Source organism: Salipiger sp. CCB-MM3 (genome assembly GCF_001687105.1).
In the GTDB taxonomy this organism is placed as follows: Bacteria; Pseudomonadota; Alphaproteobacteria; order Rhodobacterales; family Rhodobacteraceae; genus Salipiger.
The window spans coordinates 137,762-156,030 of record NZ_CP014598.1 but is presented as its reverse complement, the minus strand read 5'-3'; the positions used below and the strand labels follow the sequence as shown (position 1 = coordinate 156,030).

At 63.8% G+C, this 18,269-nt stretch carries 12 protein-coding genes; 3 read left to right on the top strand and 9 right to left on the bottom strand.

Going from position 1 to position 18,269, the window contains the following annotated elements:
• Nucleotides 1–320: 320 nt before the first annotated feature.
• Nucleotides 321–2,552: a calcium-binding protein gene (locus tag AYJ57_RS22565; RefSeq protein ID WP_066111309.1), complete on the top strand. Its 2,232-nt coding sequence runs from the start codon at nt 321–323 to the stop codon at nt 2,550–2,552.
• Nucleotides 2,553–2,607: 55 nt separating this feature from the next.
• Here the strand turns inward: AYJ57_RS22565 and AYJ57_RS22560 are convergent, their stop codons facing one another.
• On the bottom strand, nt 2,608–3,705 hold the full coding sequence (locus tag AYJ57_RS22560) for a transglutaminase-like domain-containing protein (RefSeq protein ID WP_442974887.1): 1,098 nt from the start codon (nt 3,703–3,705) through the stop codon (nt 2,608–2,610).
• 238 nt (nt 3,706–3,943) lie between these two features.
• Here AYJ57_RS22560 and AYJ57_RS22555 point away from each other — a divergent pair, with 238 nt between their 5' ends.
• A complete protein-coding gene (locus AYJ57_RS22555) occupies nt 3,944–6,565 on the top strand; it encodes a cation:proton antiporter (RefSeq protein WP_083191478.1) in 2,622 nt (873 codons plus the stop codon).
• A gap of 86 nt (nt 6,566–6,651) precedes the next feature.
• Here AYJ57_RS22555 and AYJ57_RS22550 read toward each other — a convergent pair whose 3' ends face one another.
• Together AYJ57_RS22550 and AYJ57_RS22545 are read right to left on the bottom strand one after the other, a co-directional pair.
• A complete protein-coding gene (locus tag AYJ57_RS22550) occupies nt 6,652–7,740 on the bottom strand; it encodes a ParB/RepB/Spo0J family partition protein (RefSeq protein WP_066111306.1) in 1,089 nt (362 codons plus the stop codon).
• Nucleotides 7,740–9,143 carry an AAA family ATPase gene (locus AYJ57_RS22545; protein WP_066111304.1) on the bottom strand — a complete coding sequence of 468 codons (1,404 nt, stop codon included), beginning with the start codon at nt 9,141–9,143 and terminating at the stop codon, nt 7,740–7,742. Before AYJ57_RS22545 ends, AYJ57_RS22550 begins: the two co-directional genes overlap by 1 nt.
• 589 nt (nt 9,144–9,732) lie before the next feature.
• On the opposite strand from AYJ57_RS22545, the gene AYJ57_RS22540 reads away from it, so the two are divergent.
• Nucleotides 9,733–10,932 carry a replication initiation protein gene (locus AYJ57_RS22540; RefSeq protein ID WP_066111302.1) on the top strand — a complete coding sequence of 400 codons (1,200 nt, stop codon included), beginning with the start codon at nt 9,733–9,735 and terminating at the stop codon, nt 10,930–10,932.
• Nucleotides 10,933–10,956: 24 nt separating this feature from the next.
• Here the strand turns inward: AYJ57_RS22540 and AYJ57_RS22535 are convergent, their stop codons facing one another.
• From AYJ57_RS22535 to ectB, 6 genes are all read right to left on the bottom strand, one after another.
• On the bottom strand, nt 10,957–12,198 hold the full coding sequence (locus AYJ57_RS22535; protein ID WP_066111300.1) for an MFS transporter: 1,242 nt from the start codon (nt 12,196–12,198) through the stop codon (nt 10,957–10,959).
• A gap of 249 nt (nt 12,199–12,447) precedes the next feature.
• Nucleotides 12,448–13,683, bottom strand: a complete 1,236-nt coding sequence (locus AYJ57_RS22530; RefSeq protein WP_066111298.1) for a saccharopine dehydrogenase family protein — start codon at nt 13,681–13,683, stop codon at nt 12,448–12,450.
• Nucleotides 13,684–13,724: 41 nt separating this feature from the next.
• A complete protein-coding gene (locus tag AYJ57_RS22525) occupies nt 13,725–14,816 on the bottom strand; it encodes a carboxynorspermidine decarboxylase (protein WP_066111296.1) in 1,092 nt (363 codons plus the stop codon).
• Between the two features lie 302 nt (nt 14,817–15,118).
• Nucleotides 15,119–16,543 carry an aspartate kinase gene (locus AYJ57_RS22520; protein WP_066111294.1) on the bottom strand — a complete coding sequence of 475 codons (1,425 nt, stop codon included), beginning with the start codon at nt 16,541–16,543 and terminating at the stop codon, nt 15,119–15,121.
• Between the two features lie 3 nt (nt 16,544–16,546).
• Nucleotides 16,547–16,939, bottom strand: a complete 393-nt coding sequence (locus tag AYJ57_RS22515) for an ectoine synthase (protein WP_066111292.1) — start codon at nt 16,937–16,939, stop codon at nt 16,547–16,549.
• 4 nt (nt 16,940–16,943) lie between these two features.
• Entirely contained in the window at nt 16,944–18,233 is a 1,290-nt protein-coding gene (gene ectB / locus AYJ57_RS22510) for a diaminobutyrate--2-oxoglutarate transaminase (RefSeq protein WP_066111290.1), read from the bottom strand.
• Nucleotides 18,234–18,269 lie beyond the last annotated feature (36 nt).

Here is an 18,269-nt window from a genome sequence, read left to right as displayed (position 1 = left end):
GTGGAACACCCTCAGCTTTAAGATGTAGAGCGATCAGACGTTAAGCAATCTTTAACGTGCTGCGATGCAGCGTCGGGGCAAACAAATCCTGCGAGTGCTGGATTTCGAGGCCATTTAACTTGGTCACCGTGTCGAACACGCGACATCAGCCCAATCGCCCCATCGCTGGCTCAAACGAGCCACATTCCGACCATTCAAATCTCTCATGCCTGCCAAGTGCACAAAAGGTGCCTGGCAAGTTCCGCAAGCGGAGGTGCCAAGAGCCTCCTCTCGAGAAGAACGGGCAGACAAACGACAGAAGTCGGTAAAAGGGGAAACGGATGGATTTGAGTGTCGCGACCCATTTCGGGCAAGGTCAGGACTACGGCGAATTGAAAGCCGAGCAACTCCTAGAACTCGTTGACGACAGCGGAGCGACAGGGATCCGCGACGGCGTGAGCTGGCGGCTGATCGAGACAGAGCCGGGCGTTTATGACTTCTCCGATTTTCGCACCAGCTACATGCCTTTGGTCGACGGGTATGACCTCGACATCACGCTAACCCTGATGCCCCATGGAAACCCGCTGTACGACGATGGTGAGACGGTTACCTCGGAAGAAGGCATCGCCGCGTTCGCGCGTTTCGTAGAGGCATTGCTCGCCGAATTTCCCGAAATAAAGCGCATCGTCATCGGAAACGAGTTCAATGGATTGGACGGGCGTTTCACCAGCGGCGCCGCGACCACCCGGTCCATCCCCGAACGGGCTGCGATCTACACCGAAATTCTCAAGGGCGTTTCGGACACGGTCTCCGAGAGCTACCCCGATGTCGAAATCGGTGGTGGAGCCCTGCACTCTGTCGCGACAGGTTATGTAAAGGCACTCATCGACGCCGGCGCTTTCGAATACATGGATTCGCTGGACATTCACCCCTACGGTCTTGAACCGTCTGAACTGGGGGTGGCGCTCGCCCATCTGAACTCGATACTGGCCACGCTCCTCGAAGAGCAACAGCCGAGCATCGTGATCACCGAGTTTGGGCGCAGCGCGGTGACTGATGATCCGCTTTCGAACGCTTCCTATCTCGCAAAGGCCGTCGCTGTCATGTCGGCCAATGGCGTGACAGAAGCGTCTTGGTACGCACTTCTCGATGAAGACTGGAGCGGCTCCCCCGACATGGGCCTTTACGACAAACCGACCACCGAAAACGAGATGCTGGATGGGTTCCGCTTTGTTGAATCCATACTCGCAGGCGCACAAGACTCCGTCGCTCTCGACCTTGGCCCCGGCATCGAAGCCTATGATTTCGGAAATGGCACTTGGCTAGTCTGGGGCTCGGCTCAGGACATCTCGTTTTCAGGCACCAATCTTGTCATCCGTGATGCTGGGGGCGCGATCATCGATGCTCCAGATCGCATCGGAGATACCCCTGTCTATGTGCAAGGCTCCGACCTTTCGGTGACCCCCGTCGAAGGCCCAGGCGCTTTGATCACTGACAGCTTCTACGATTGGGACCTCGCGTCCGATCCAGAAGGTCCGTGGAGCTATCACCTGCTCAAGGTGGTCAATGGCACCGAAACCGAGATCGCCCTTCAGGTGCTCGAAGGTCAGACATATATGTCCGAAAGCTGGAACCCTTATCTCGGCAACAACTGGTCTCGGCCCTTCTTTATGACGGCAGACACGATGGCCCCGGCCGCCTTCGGCAACCAAGGAACGAACGATCGCGCCACGCTTGAAAAATTCACTGCCGAAAGCGATGGCCCGATCGATATCGTCGGCAGTTGGTCGGTCTCTGAGAACAGCGTCGACGGGATAATCGTCGAGGTCCGGCTGAACGGCGAGACACTCTCCACCCAGACAGTGACCGGCGACTTCGCGATTGTGGTGCGTGCCCTTGAGGTTTCGGTAGGCGACGAGATCGACTTCATCGTCCATGACGGAGACACGCCCAAAGGCGACTTTACCACCCGGCACATCCGCCTCTTTGAATCCGACAGTTCGCTCAGCACCGAACAGTTTCTCTCCGATCACCTCGGGGCAGATGTGATCGAGGGGAACGAGACGCTCGAAGCAGAAGTCGTCCTCGACTACACGTCAAACCAGAGCATCGATGCAGGAGCCGGAGGCATACAATCCCTGAACCTTGTTTCGAGCGAGTCCGACAGTTTGGTGACCGTTACTGAGGCCTCGGCGGCTGAACCCAACAGGGGTGAATTGGTCGCAGACGCGCCGGGACAGGACTCGCAACTGTTCGGGACTTCCGGAGATGACACCCTTACCGGCTACGATGGTGATGACACGCTCTGGGGTGGAGCCGGGGCCGATGTCTTTGTGTTCACACCAGATGGCGGCGTCGACACCGTTGTCTTCCGGCGCGAAGCCGAAGGGGATCGTCTCGATTTCTCGGCGCTGGACATCAGCTACAGCGACCTCGTGGTAACCGAAACGGGGCGTGGTCTTGAGGTCGCTGTGCAGACCCAAGAGGACGGGCTGACAGATATCGCCCTGCTGAAGCATCTCGACGCCGACGGCTTCGACGCACTTCAGGACCACGGTCTTCTGATCTTCTGATCGGGTCAAATTCGGGCGGCCTGCATGCATGGGCCGCCCAAACCTACCCTCACACTCAGGCACCCTCCTCACGCACGGTGATCTCATAGGCAAAGCTCGACGGGTCCAGCTCGTCCTGCTCCACGCCGTCAATCTCGGCCTGCGGGTACATCAGGAAGCCGACGCTGTCGCGCTCCGAGCCGGGCAGCGCCACGTCATGGGCGAAGTTATAGCCGACCCAATTGCCTTCCCACGACCCGAACAGCCCCGCACGCACGGCGCGCACCTTGGGATCGTCGAGGTCGAGGTTCTTCGGCGGCTCTTCCAGCATCACCTTGCGCACATCCGCCGGATCGACCGCGACCCAGCCATAGTCCTCAAGGAACACTTCGGCGCGGCAGTGCTGCGCCTTGCTGACGTTCTCGGAACTGGCGCCAAGGCTCTTGTAGCCGAATTTCGACGGCGCCACGCGCAGACCATAGACATCGCGCGCAGGCAGGCCCGCGGCGCGCGCCAGCCCGACGTAAAGCGCGTTGAGGTCGGCGCATTTGCCGGTCAGATCGCCCATCTCCAGCATCGAGGCCACATCGCCGATGCCGCAGCCGCGGGTCTCGGGGTTGCGCTCGGTGCTCTCGACAACCCATTCATAGATCGCCCGCGCCTTCTGCAGATCGCCGCTCATGTTCTCGGTGATCATGTCCGAGGTCGCCTTGACGATGCCGTCGGTGGGGATGAGCCGCGTCGGCGCGGTGTAGAGCGCGCGCTCTTCGTCCGAAAGGCTCGCCCCCTGCCCCGGTTCGCCCAGATCGACAAACCGGTCGCGGGTCTCGACCTCGGCGGTGATCTCCAACTCGGCCTGCGCCTGACCCGAGGACCACACCGCGTGCACGTATTTCGCACCGCTCTCGGCATCGGTCTTCAGCTCGGCGCTGTCGGCATTGCCGCTGAACGCCGGCGCCTCGGCCCGCATCCATCCCTCTTCGTTGACCGAAGGCACGGGGATCCACGCCTGCACCGGCTTGCCGTCCGCAGGGATGTCGATCTTGGTGGTCAGCGCAAAGCGGCGCCAGTCGGCGGGCTTCGGCGAGAAGGCGGCAAAGGCGCCGCGCGGCAGCAGCGCCGTCAGGGTCAGCGCAGCACCCGCGCCAATGAAATGTCTGCGATCCAATTGCATGTCATGCCTCATTGTAGAATCCGCGTCCGCCCCCCATTTGGCCCCGCAGATACAGCCGCAGACCCCAGTTCTCAAGAACCAACGGCGACCCGAGCCGCAAAGCGCCCCCATCCGCCCGATATCGAGGCTGAAACCCAACCCCCTGCCCAACCACTTGTCCGGCCCGCGCGCGCCACCCCACGAAGATTTTTGCCAATCGCCAGTTCTCCCAGCGTCAAACTCGGTCTATCTGAGGCGCATGGATGTCGTTCTTGTCACCGCGGTCATCGCGTCGCTCTTTCTCGTCATCGCCGCGGCCGAGCCGCTGGCGGCCCGTCTCCGCCTGCCCTACAGCGCGATCCTCGCGCTCTTGGGCACGCTCATCGGCGCGGCGGCGATCTTCTTTCTGCGCACCGATCTGACCGATGCGCTCAATCCCGTGGCCGCGGCGATCATAAATTTCCCGATAAGATCCAACGTCTTCCTCTATGTCTTCCTGCCAACACTGCTGTTTCAGGCGACCTTGGGCATGAACCTCAGGCGGATGCTCGACGATTGGGTGCCGATCCTTGTGCTCGCCATCGTCGCGGTGGTCGCCGCCACGGTGTTTGTCGGCTTTGCGCTGTCGTGGACAAGCTCGCTGCCGCTGGCCGCCTGTTTCCTCGTGGGTGCCATTGTCTCGACCACCGACCCTTCGGCGGTGGTCAGCATCTTCCGCTCGATCGCCGCGCCACGCCGGCTCGTTCGGATCATCGAAGGCGAAAGCCTGCTCAACGACGCCGCCGCCATCGCGCTTTTCAGCCTCTTCATGGGCTTCGTGATGGAGGGCGTGCCCGACCCCACGCTCGGCGGCGCGCTGGCACAGTTTCCCATGCTTCTGGGCGGCGGCGCGCTGGCTGGCTGGCTGGTGGCGCAGGGCGCGATCGGCGCCATGGCGCTGCTGGCGCGCTATGAAAAGGCGCAGCTTTCGGTCTCTATCGCCCTGCCCTATCTGGCCTATATCGGCGCCGAGCAACTCTTTGGCGCGTCCGGCGTCATCGCCGTTGTCACCGCCGGGATCACCCTCAACCTCGTTGGCCCGGGCAAGATCCCTCCCACCGCTTGGGCCAATCTCAACGACGTCTGGGACATCCTCTCGCATTGGGCCGGGGCGCTGATCTTTATCCTCGCCGCGCTGCTGATCCCACGGCTGCTCGAGGACGTGCACTTTGGCGATTTCCTCCTGATCCTCGTGGTCACCGCCGCCGCCATCGCCGCGCGGGGCGCGATCCTCTCGGGGCTGCTGCCGATCCTGCGCATGTTGCGGCTCTCGCCACGGATCGAGCGGCCTTACCGCGTCGCGATCCTCTGGGGCGGGCTGCGCGGCGCGCTGACTCTCGCGCTGGCGCTCGCGGTGACCGAAAGCTTCCGCGTGCCGATCGAGGTGAAACGCGTCGTCGGCATCCTCGCCACCGGCTTCACCCTCTGGACGCTGCTGGTGCAGGGCACCACGCTCACATGGGTGATCAAGAAGCTCGGCCTCGACCGCCTCGGCCCGCTTGATCAGGCGCTCAGCAATCAGGTGGTCGCCGTCGCCCTGCAAACCGTGCGCGAGCAGGTCTCGACGACCACAGACACCTACGGCCTCGACCGCGAGATCGTCCGCTCCGAGGCGAAACGTTTCGGCAAGCGCCTCGACGCCGCGGTGAAGACCGCCGAGGAAGGCGACGAGATCCAAGACCGCGACCGCGTCACGCTGGGCCTCATCGCGCTTGGCGGCGCCGAGCGCGACGCCACCACCGTTGGCATCCGCGAACGCACCATCTCGCTGCGGCTCGCGCAAAAGGCGCTGTCCGATTGCGACCGGCTGATCGAAGGCGCGCGCAGCGATGGTCGCGTCGGCTACCAGCGCGCGGCCAAGGCCAATGTGCGCTACGGCAACGTCTTCCGCGCGGCGCTCTTTGCCCACAACCGCCTGCATATCTCCGGCCCCCTCGCCCGGCTCACCGCCGACCGTTTCGACCTCTTGCTGTCGAAACGGCAGATCCTGCGCGATCTCGAAGGCTTCATCGACGGGCGCATCCGCCGCATTCATGGCCGCCGCGTCGCCGAGTTGCTGCGCGATCTGCTGACCCGCCGCCGCGAGGCCACCGAACGCGCGCTCGAGGGTCTGCGCCTGCAGTATCCGGGCTATGCCGAGGAACTGGAACGCCGCTTCATCCGCCGCACCGCGCTGCGCCTCGAAGAGGGCGAATACGACACGATGCACGAAGACGGGCTGATCGGAGACGAGCTTTATACCGCGCTCAGCCAAGACCTCGCCCGCCGCCGCGCGCAGGCCGACGAGCGCCCGCCGCTCGATCTGTCGGTGCAGCGCGCCGAACTGGTGCGCCGCTTCCCGCTCTTTGCCGATCTCGAGGAAAAGGAAATCCGCCCCCTCGCCCGCGGCCTGCGCACCCGCTACGTCGCCCCCGGCGATGTGATCAGCCGCCGCGACAGCACCGCGCGCAGCGTCTATTTCATCGCCTCGGGCGCGGTCGAACAGCGCGTCGCCGGGCACACCTATCGCTTGGGCCGCGGCGATATGTGCGGCCAGCTGGCGCTGCTCATGCCGCGCCGCCGCCGCTCGGAGCTGGTGGCGATCACCCCCTCGACCCTGCTCGAACTGGATGAGACCCGCTTCAAGCGCCTGCTCAAACGCAGCGCCCGGCTGCGCGAAGCGGTGCGCGACAGCGCCACCCGCCGCGGGCTCGACCTCAATGACATCCTCGGCGAAGCCCCCGAGGTCGCCAAGGCGCTCGCCAAACCCGATCTCAAGCCCACTCCTGAGCCTGAGGCAAACGCGCAGGACGCCGAGGCCAAGCCCGAGGCCGTCAAGGCAGACGAGGCAGCCAAAGGATGATCGATTTCCCCGGTTGAGAGCCCCTCGGCCGGGGATTAGATAATTAAATCATTAGCTTAGAGTTCGCTTCTAACTCTAAACCCCCGCTACTTCCCCGGCGCCTCCAGCAGCCGCTCCAGCTCGAACATCGCCGCCTCCATCAGCTCGCGCCCGACCCGCTTGCCGCCGACGCGGATGTACCAGCCCTGCGTGTCTTCGCCCAGTTGCAGCGTCAGCCCCGACGACAGCGCCTTGGCGGGCGCCGGTTTGGCCGCCTTCTTCGGACGTCCGCCCCGGGCCGGGTCCAGCTTCCGCTCCAACCCGTCCAGCGCCGCGGCGATCTGCTCGGCCTCCTCGGCGGGCGTCTCCGGCACCTTCTCGGCCAGCGCCTCGCGCAGCCGTACCTCGGCGCCGTCGCGCAGCGCCGCGGCGATGCGCAGCCCGTCCTTCTCCTTGAGCAGATCGGGGAAGGTCAGCATGTCGCCCAGCTCTTCGAAGATCAGCGCGAACGAGCGGATCTTCGAGCGCTTCGCCTTCGAGGCCATGGGAAAGAGCGCGTTCACCGCCTCCTCGGCATTGACGAAGGCCCCCTGCTGCGCCGCGATCACCGCGATGCGCCCGCGCTCGTAATGGCTCAGGTTGGCGCGGATCTCGTTCTCTTCGATCATCGCCGCAAAGGTGCCGCCCATCGCCTCCGGATCGCGGATCACCGCCTTGATCTTGGCGTAGCGCGCATCCTTGGTGAGCGCGTAAAGATCGCGCACCGCCTTCAGACGGCGGTAGCCCGACAGCAGCCCATAGCCGAAGCCCTGCGCATCATCGGGCGTGGCAAACACCTCCACCGGCAGCCGCAGCCCGCCCTTGGCGATCGAGGCCTTCAGTTCCTCCATCTCCTCGACGTCCAGCACCACCCGGTCGCGCACCAGCGCGTCGGCGTTGATGTCCTCCACCGCCAGCTCCAGCATGAGCAGCCCACGCCCTTCGGCGTCGCGCATCCGCTCGGCATCCACCCGGTCCTTGGCATCCTCGGCGCGGCGCTCGGGCGGGCGCGGATCATGCAGCGTCGCGGCCTCGGCGGCCACCTGCGCGATCGGCGCCGAGAGCGGCCCGCGCCCGGCGGTCTCGCGGCGAAACTCCTCTTCGTAGCGGCTCAGGTCCTCTGCCGAAGGCGCTTCGAGCTTGCGTCTCTTGGCCATCAGATTGCCTCCCGTTCAGCATTTTCCATCTGCACGTCCCGCCACCAGGTGCCGAGGATCACTTCCTTCACCTCGGCCCAGGTCCGGTCGAAGGTCTCGCGCCCGCGCACATAGGTGTCACGGTTGAAGTCGCGGTAATCGGTCTCGTAGATGCCAGAGACCTGCTCGCCCGCCTGCCCCACCATTGCCGTCAATTCCTGCCGGTAGGTGGTCATGAAATCCCCGAAATAGGCTTGGATCACATTCGCCAGATCGGTCTGCTGCGCCGCGTCGAACCGCGTGACCAGCGCCCGCACCGCGTCCCATTCAAAGCGCATCTCCGGCAGGCCGCCCTGCCGCCGCACCCGGTTCTCGCCCTCTTCGATCGAGGCGAAGGTCGAGTAGATCATGTCAAAGAAGCGCCCGGTGGAGTCGAACTCCAGAAAGCTCGCCCCCAGCGGCACCAGCAGGATGTCCGCCGCCGACAGCGCATTGATCGTCAGATAGCCAAGCGCCGGCGGCGTATCGAGCAGGATAATGTCATACTCATCCAGCATCCCGCCGTCCTGCAGGGCATTGGTCAGCGCATCCCACAGCGGCCAGCTCAGCATCTGCATGCGCCACACCGGCACCTGAAACTCCGCCCAGTAAAGGTTCAACTGCGCGCCAATGAGGTCGATGTTTGGCCAGTGGGTTTTCTGCACGAGGTTTCGCGGCGAAACCTCTAACGCTGCGGTCAGTGTCTCATCAAAGGGGAAAGGTTTCTGGCCCGAGGCCTCGCGTACCTTGTTCTCTTGCTGCAGGTGTTGCGCGTAATCGCGCGCCAGCATGGGGAACACGGTCTGCCATTCGTCCTCGACCTTGCCGCCCATGATCGAGGTCATCGAGCCTTGGCTGTCGAGATCGATCACCAGCACCTTGTAGCCATCAAGCGCCGCCGACATCGCCAGATGCGCGCAGGTCGAGGTCTTGCCGACACCGCCTTTGAAGTTGGCCACAGAGACCACCTTGGCGGGCTGTCCCTCGGGACGCCACGCGCGATACTCGCGGTCCTTGGCACCTTCCTCGGCGAAATGGTCGCGCAGCCGCAGCACCTCTTCGAGGGTGAACCACTTCGAACCGCCCTCGCCTTCGCCCTGCGGCAGGTCCGGGTTCTGGCGCAGCACGCGGCGCAGATGCGCGGCGTTCACCGGGATCAGGTAGCGGCAGACTTCCCATGTGGAGAACCGCCGCAGACGCTTGGCGCCATCGGGGGCATAGCCGCGCCGGGCCAGATCGTCGCGCCCGCGCATGGCAAAGGCGGCGGCCTTCGCAAAACGCGCGGTGTCGATCGGATCAGAGAGCTTGGCAGCCGCCTCCGCCGGGTCGATATTGAAATAAGGGGGAAGATCAGCCTTCGGGGAACTGCCCGGTTTATGTGCCATGTCGCCTCACCACGTTCGCTGTTTGCCGCGATATCCACGAAACTATGGCACATGGGTTGGGCGAAGTTAACCAGCTTGAGACCCTAAGTCCTCTAAATATGGATCATTCTGGCACATCGGCACCAGATGTTTGAGAGTATTTGGATCTTCTTTTGAATCTTTACGCTGTAGAAAATACGTATTTACAGTCACTTACGGGTCTTAGGGTGCCTGCGTCCGGGTTAAAGGGCATCCGATTCCGGGACCAAAGGCACCCATTTCCGGGATCAAGGGCCCCGATTCTCGGGTTCCCGAGTCCCAGAGCCTTAATCAGTGTCGATTTTCCCCGTCTTAGGGTCTTTTCGCCACGAATCGGACTCGCCCTGCCCGCCGCCGGATCCGAGGGATCCTGCAAATGGATACCTTTCCTCACCCCGTCAAAACCATGGGTGCCCGTTTCCGGGATTGCCCTGAGGTGCCAGAGAGCCACTTGCCCGTGGATACCTTTTGGCCGATCATAGCTGCAACCGGACCATGGCGACTCGCCTCCACGCGCCCGGAGCCTTGAGGATCGACACTGGGGCCCGACGGCCCGGAAAGCGAGAGCAGAATGGACGACATTCCCCGCGAGCGGCTGAGCGGCCCCCTGCGCCGCGGCGCGGTCAAGAAACACGTGGCGGCGATCCACGTCTCGGGCAAGCTGACGCTGTTGCAGCGCAAGCTGTCGAACGTGCTGCTGCTTAACGCTTACGACACGCTGACCTCGCAGAGTCGTCACCAGATCGACGCGCGCACGCTGTGCCTGATGATCGGCTACAATTCGAACGACATGGAGACGCTGAAACAGTCTCTGCGCGGGCTCGCCGAGACGGTGGCGGAATGGGACATGCTCGACGAGAAGGGTCAGCAGGAATGGGGCGTCAGCTCGCTGCTCAGCTACGCCAAGCTCAAGGGCGGCATCTGCGAGTACGCCTATTCCCCGGCGCTGGCCGAGAAGCTGCACGATCCAAAGGTCTTTGCGCTGATCAACCTGAACATCCAGCGCCGCTTCACATCGGGCCACGCGCTGGCGCTTTACGAGAACTGCTACCGTTTCGTGCGCACAGGCTCCACCGGCTGGTGGTCGCTCGATCTGTTCCGGCGGCTCATGGGGGTCTCGGACAGTCCCTATTACGAGGTCTACAAGCAGCTTAACGCTAAGATCATCAAGCCCGCGGTGGCCGAGGTGAACAAGACCTCGAACATCATGCTGACCCCGGAGACCCGCAAGATGGGCCGGACGGTGACCGACATCCGCTTTCTGATCTCCGAGAACCCGCAGCTGGCGATCCTCGATCTCGACGATGGCGAGGGGCTGCGAAACTCGGACCTCTATGCGCAGCTGCGCGAGCTTGGCGTTTCGGACCGGCTGGCGCGGCAGTGGCTGGGCGAGCATGGCGAGAAATATGTGGCCGAGAAGCTGGATTTCGTGACCGGCCGCGAAGGCGTGAAGAACGCGGTGGGTTATCTCACCAAGGCGCTGCGCGAGGATTACGGCGCGGCGGAGGTTTCGCGGCGAAACCCTCCGAAACCGTCAACGCTGCGCGCGCGGCGGCTGGAGCGCATCCGCGATCTGGCCGCGAGCCGCAAACCGACGCAGCGGGATGCGGACAAGCTTTTGTTCATGGGGCGGCTGTCGGGCGCGGCGCGCGACGATTTCGAGCGCCATGGCTGGATGTCGGCGCTGAATGCCGAGGCGATCGTGGCGTTCTGGGAAGAGCTGTCGCCCGGTGCCTTCGAGGATATCGAGGCTGAGAGCGAAAAGGGCTGACCACGGCGGTCAGCCCGAGGGGCCTCAGCGCGCGCCATGGGCCAGCTTCGCCGCTTCGGGACGGCGGCGCAGGATCAGCATGGCGGCGGTGCCGATCACCGGACCGGGCAGCAGGAAGAGGAAGGCCCATTGCCAGCCGCCGATGGCGGCGGCGAAAAGCGGCAGCAGCCAGATCGCCACGACGGTGAGCGCAAAGCCGAGGCCCATCTGCAGCGCCAGCGCGGTGCCGACAAAATGCGGCTCGGCCAGTTCGGTGACCGCGGCGGAGAATTGCGCGCTGTCGCCGATGACGCTGATGCCCCAGACCAGCGCCAGCAGCGCCAAGAGCAGCGGCGGGCCGTCGAAGGCAAAGCCGATCAGCGCCGCGCAGCCGCCCGAGACCAGCATCATCCCGGCGCAGGTGAAGCAACGTCCGATCCGGTCCGACAGCCAGCCGCCGAGCAGGCAGCCGAGCGCGCCGCTGGCGACCACCACGAAGCTGAGCATCGAGGCCGTGCCGAAGGGGAAGGGCGCGAGGCCGCCCGATTGCGCGGCGGCGGCGAAGGCGAGAAACCATGCCCACATTGCGTAAAGCTCCCACATGTGACCGAAGTAGCCTAGGTTGGCGAGCAGAAGTGGACGGTTGGTAAACACGGCGAGCGACTGCCTTGGGTCGAAGGTGGCGCGGCCGAAGCCATGCGGCCCTTCGCGTAAGGTACCCGCGAACAGGATGGCAGAGACCAGCGCCGCGCCGGAGGTGCCCCAGACCACGCTGTGCCAGTCGATGCCCTCGGTCAGGGCGCGGATGAGGTGCGGCATCGACGAGCCGAGGGTCAGCGCGCCGATCAGAAAGCCGAGCGCCAGACCGCGCCCCCGCACGAACCATGTGGCCATGAGCTTGAGGGCAGGGGGGTAGACCCCGGCCAGCGCGACGCCGGTGACAAAGCGCGCGGCGATGGCGCCGCTGGGGCCGGTGAACAGCAGCGCCAGATTGGCCAGCGCCGCAAGCAGCGCGGCGGCGGTCATCAGGCGCTTCATCGGCAATATGTCCGGCAGGTTCACGAGCGAGGACCCGACCGCGCCAACCACGAACCCCAGTTGCACCGCATTGGTGAGCCAAGCCGCCTGCGCCGGGCTGAGGCGCCATTCGGTGATCAGCTCGGGCACGATGGCGGTGGCCGAGAACCATGTGGTCAGAACGCCGACGACGCCGAGGCAGATCACCGCGAGCATCGGCCAGCGACCGGCGGCGGCGGGCGGGGCAGGGGAGGGGGACGCGGGGCTCATGCGGGCGGCCTTTATTCTATGGTCTCGGAAGGCGCACTGTGCCGGAGCGGGCTTTGGGGCGCAATTGCCGGGGGCGGAAAGGGGGCGCTGCCCCCTCTTGGCCGGAGGCCAATTCACCCCCGGCGTATTTTTAAAGAGAAGAAGCGGGGATGGCGGCGCGGTTGTGCCGGCTGGGGCTGAAACGAAGAACGCCCCGAAAGCTTGGCTTCCGGGGCGCGAATTTTGGGATTTTACTGTTTGGTCAGACGCTTATGCGTTCCAGGCGCGGTCGCCCTTGGCATCCTTGACGCGGGTCGGCAGGCCGATGTCGTCGAGGATGGTGAAGAAGGGCTTGGGGTCGAGCTCTTCGACGTTCTTCATCGTCTTGGCGTCCCACTCACCGGTGGCGACCAGCATCGCGGCGGCGACCGGCGGCACGCCGGCGGTGTAGGAAATGCCCTGGCTGCCGACCTCATTGTAGGCGTCCTTGTGGTCGGCGACATTGTAGACGAACATCTCGACCTCTTCGCCGTCCTTCACGCCTTTCACCAGATCGCCGATGCAGGTCTTGCCGGTGTAGTCAGGCGCCAGCGACGACGGATCGGGCAGCACGGCCTTGACCACTTTGAGCGGCACCACTTCGAGGCCTTCGGCGGTTTTTACCGGCTGTTCGGACAGCAGGCCGAGCGATTGCAGCACGGTGAAGACGTTGATGTAATGCTCGCCAAAGCCCATCCAGAAGCGCACGTCGGCCTGCGGATAGTTGGCCGAGAGCGAATGCACCTCGTCGTGGCCCGACTGATAGGCGCGCTGGGTGCCGACGACGGGCAGATCCCAGTCACGGCCCGAGGCGAACATCGAGGTTTCCTTCCACTGCTGGTCTTCCCAATAGTAGACGGTGCCGGTGAACTCGCGGAAGTTGATCTCCGGGTCGAAGTTCGTGGCGAAATACTTGCCGTGGCTGCCAGCGTTGATGTCGACGATGTCGATGCTTTTGACCTCGTCCATCTGGTCGATGGCGAAACGCGCGAAGGCGTTGACCACGCCCGGATCGAAGCCGGCACCGAGGATCGCGGTGACGCCTTTTTCTGCGCAGAGGTCGCGCTTTTTCCACTCGTAGTTGGCGTACCACGGCGGGGTCTCGCAGATCTTCGCCGGGTCTTCGTGGATGGCGGTGTCGATATAGGCGGCGCCGGTCTCGATGCAGGCGTCGAGCACATACATGTTGACGAAGGCCGAGCCCACGTTGATCACGATCTGCGCGCCGGTCTTGCGGATGAGATCGGCCACGGCGGCGCTGTCCATCGCGTCGACCTGATGAGCCTCAAGAACGCCCTCGGTTTTCATGGCACCCTTTTCGCGCACCGACTCAAGGATCGCCTCGCACTTCGAAAGCGTCCGGCTGGCGATATGGATCGCGCCAAGCACATCGTTGTTCTGAGCGCATTTATGCGCCACGACCTGAGCGACGCCGCCTGCGCCGATGATGAGAACGTCTTTTTTCAACTCAAAGGACCTCCATTTTGTCCGTTTGATCCGCGCGGCGCTCAGGAGAGCGCGTCGCGGAAGTCTTCATAGGTGAAGCCGCGCACCAGCCGCTCGCTGCCGTCGAGCTCGCGGATGGCGATGGCGGGCATCTGCACCCCGTTGAACCAGTTCTTTTTGACCATCGTGTAACCGGCGGCATCCTGGATCGAGAGCCGGTCACCGGGTTTGAGCGGGGCGGGGAAGTTGAACTCGCCGAAGATATCGCCCGCGAGGCAGGATTTGCCGCAGACCATCCACGGCTGATCGCCGCTTTCGTCCATCTTGGCGCTTTCGCGGTAGATCAGCAGGTCGAGCATATGCGCCTCGATCGAGCTGTCGACGATCGCGAGGTTCTTGTCGTTGAAGAGCGTGTCGAGCACGGTGACCTCCAGCGTGGTCGAATTGGTGATCGAGGCTTCTCCCGGTTCAAGATAGACTTGAACCTCGTTTTCGCCAGCGAAACGCCTGAGACGCTCGGCGAGACGGTCGAGCGGGTAGCCCTCGCCGGTGAAATGGATGCCGCCGCCGAGGCTGATCCATTTCATCTGGCGGATGAGATGGCCGAAGCGCTGCTCGATGGAGCCGAGCATGTTGTCGAAGCGCTCGAAATCGTCGTTCTCGCAGTTGTTGTGGAACATGAAGCCGCTGACCTGCTCGAGCACCGGCTCGATATCCGCAGGGTCATGCTCGCCGAGGCGCGAGAAGGGGCGGGCGGGGTCAGCAAGATCGAAGCCCGAGGTCGAGACGCCCGGATTGACCCGCAGCCCGCGGGTGTGGCCGCGGCTGACCTCTTCGAAACGCTGCAGCTGCGCGGCGGTGTTGAAGATCACCTTGTCGGAGCTTGCCAGAACCTCGTCGATCTCGTGATCGGCCCATGCCACGGAATAGGCGTGGGTCTCGCCGGGGAATTTTTCCCGGCCCAGCTTCACCTCGAACAGCGAGGAGGAGGTGGTGCCGTCCATATACTCGCTCATCATGTCGAAGACCGACCACGTGGCGAAGCACTTCAGCGCCAGCAGCGCCTTGGCGCCCGAGGTCTCGCGCAGATGCGCGATCTTTTCCATGTTGGGCAGCAGCCGCGACTTGTCGATCAGGTAATAGGGCGTCTGCATCTGGTCACCTCCGGACAGCGAAACACGGGGAAGAAACGGCAAGAACCCGTCCCACTATAGTGCAAATCTGGCGAGAACAATGCCCTGCGGCATATGGCAGGGGGATGACGGCATGGGAGCGCGGCGGCAAAAGTCTTGGAAGACTTTTGCAAGTCTCTTCGTAAGAGACTTGGGGCGCGGTCTGGTTTGCGGTCTGGCGCGCGGTCGGGGCCACGGTCGAGGACGTCGGGGCTTGGGGTAAAAAAGGGCAGCCCGAAGGCCGCCCTCAGTTGGTCGAATGGTCCCTGTCGGACCGCGCAGGCTCAGGCGGCCGATTTCAGCTTCTTCGCCTGCGGTGTCACGAAGGCGCCGTGCAGCGCGGCGATGACCGGGTCGAGGTCGTCGCGTTCAAGGATGTACTGCACGTCGACGTTGCGCGGGCCCTGCGTGGCGCCGATCGACTCGTAGCCGGCTTCGGCGATCGCCTGCAGGCCGCGGGTCAACACCGACAGGCCCTTCAGGTCGCGACCGATGACCGAGGCCATCGCAAGCGTGCGCGAGCTGATCTTTGCCTGCGGATAGAGCTCCGCCAGATCCTTTTCCACCCGGCGCATCGTCTTCAGCGAGCTGTCCAGATAGTGGGTGATCGTATTGGCGTTCGACACTTTCGACACGATGCGCACATCGTGACGGGTCAGCACGTCGAGGATCGCGGCGTCATAGCCTTTCACGCCAACCATGTCCTGTTCGAACACCTCCAGCGCAACGATATCGAGGCCGGTGACGATCTCGACCGCGGCTTCTTCGGCCGGCTGGTCGTCGATCAGCGTGCCCGGATCGCCCGGCTCGAACGCGTTGGTGACGCGCAGCGGCACCTGCGCCTGACGCAGAGTTTTCGCCGCCTTGGGGTGGATCGCCTCCATGCCCATGTTCGACAGCTGGTCGGCCACGTCGTAGTTGGTGCGGCCCAGCTTGCGGACATTTTCCGCGCCCACCAGCTTGGGGTCAGCCGAGCTGAGGTGGAATTCCTTGTGGATGATCGCCTCGCGCGCCGACGTCAGTGCCGCCAGCTTCGAGAAGGTCACCTCGGAATAGCCACGGTCGAACTCGCGCATCAGCCCTTCGGTGCACTGGGCATAGCCGGTGACGATGGGCATTTCGCTGGCCGGATCGACCCCTTCGAGCGCCTTGGTGATGCGCTCTTCGAGGGTGTAGTGGCCATCATCGCGCCATCCCGAAAGATCGACGTTGCGGGCGTTCACACCGGCGCGCTGGAGCATCAGCACGGTGACATAGGCTGAATGCGCCTCGCCGAGGCCCGACAGCAGCTCGCGGATCTGCAACATATGCTCGGACAGCTGGAAGTGCCCGTAGGAGCACAGCCGCTGCAGGTCGATCAGGCAATTGCGCGCGCCTTCGATACGGTTGCGCACAAAATCGGTCGCCTGTTCGACGTCGCCGGGGTGATCGAGAACCGCTTCATGGGCCTCGATCATCGCCTTCGACACTTCGGTCAGCGCGTCGTGCCAGCCGTGGCCGGAATGGGCGTTGGCGAACTGCCCGTAGACGCCGGGTTGCCCCGACTTCTTGTGTTCGAGCAGCAGGTCGGTGATGCCGCCGAAGGCGGAGACCACGAAGATGCGACCGTAGAGATCTTCGCCCTCGCGGCCGCCGATCAGCAGCGTGTCGCGCAGTTCGTTCAGGCGGGACATGCTCGTCCCGCCGATTTTCTCAACGGTATGGGTCATGGCTTACGCCGTCTCCTCAGCCGGTGCGTAGGACCCGTCTTCGCGGTGCACCTCGGTGCCGGTGACGGGCGGGTTGAAGCAGCAGGCCATGTGCAGCTCTTCGGTCGCACGCAGGATGTGCTTGTCGTGCAGGTTCAGAGCGTACATGACGCCGGGCTTGATCTCATGGGTCTCGCCGGTGGCGATATCGGTGATCGAGCCCTTGCCCTTCATGCAGTAGACGCTTTCGAAGTGGTGCTTGTAGTGGAACGTGTGTTCCGAGCCTGCTTCGAGCACGGTGATGTGGAACGAAAAGCCCATGCCGTCATCTGCCAGCAGCATGCGCGTGGAGGTCCAGCGCGCGTCGGCAATGTGCTTGTCGGTTTTCTTCAGTTCGTTGAAATCGCGTACAATCATGGTGTTACTCCGCGGCAATCTTGTGGTTGTTCAGGCAGGCGGCGGTGCTGTCGCGTAGGATCTCGAAGCCCTTGCGGAAGGTCTCTTCCGAGGTGGTCAGCGGCGCGAGCACTTTGACGACTTCGTCGTCGGCGCCCGAGGTCTCGATGATGAGACCGCGCTTGAAGGCTTCGGCGCAGATGTCACCGGCCAGGTCGCCCGAGCCGACGTCGACGCCCCGCATCAGACCGCGACCCTTGAGGTACGCGCCGGGGATCATGTCGGCGATGGTGTTCAGCTCGTCTTCGATCAGCTTGGCCTTGGTCGCCAGTTCCGCTTGGAACTTGCCATCGGCCCAGAACTTCTCGAGCGCCACGCGGGCGGTCACGAAGGCATGGGTGTTGCCCCGGAACGTGCCGTTGTGCTCGGCCGGTTTCCAGACGTCCAGCTCCGGCTTCATCAGCAGCGCGGCAAAGGGCAGACCGAAGCCCGAGAGCGATTTCGCCATCGGAATGAGGTCCGGCTCGATGCCCATCTCCTCGAAGGAGAAGAATGTGCCGGTGCGGCCGATGCCCGCCTGAATGTCGTCTGCGATGAGCAGCGCGCCGTGCTTTTTGGCAAGGCGGGCGATGCCGCGCAGCCATTCGGCGGAGGCGGCGTTGAGGCCACCCTCACCCTGCACCGGCTCCACGAGGAAGGCGGCGGGGGCGTCGAGACCCGACGAGGGGTTCTCGAGCATCATCTCGATCTGCTTCAGCGTATCGACATCGGGGCCGAAGGCGCCCTCATAGGGCAGATGGGTCACGCCCTGCAGCGGCATGCCGCCACCGTTGCGCTTGCCCTTGTTGCCGGTCGCCGCCAGCGCGCCCACGGTCATGCCGTGGAAGCCGTTGGTGAAGGCCACGATGTTGGTGCGGCCGGTGACCTTGCGGGCGAGCTTCATCGCCGCCTCGACGGCGTTGGTGCCGGTCGGGCCGACCATCATCACCTTGTGGTCCATGCCACGCGGCTCGAGGATCAGGCGCTCGAAGGTCTCAAGGAAGGCTTCCTTGGTCTCGGTGTGCATATCAAGGCCATGGGCAATGCCATCGCTCATGATGTGCTCGACCAGAGCCGCCTTCATGTCGGCGTCATTGTGGCCGTAGTTCAGCGAGGAACAGCCAGCCAGAAAGTCGATGTAGGTCTTGCCGTTGGCGTCGGTCAGTTCCGAGCCCTTGGCAGAGGTGAAGCTCACCGGGAAGGAGCGGCAGTAGGAACGTGCCTCGGATTCGCGGCGAGCGTAAATAGTCGGGCCGTTAGACGTGTCTTTCGGCATATCAGAAGTCCTTTCTAGGAACTTTGAAAAGATAAG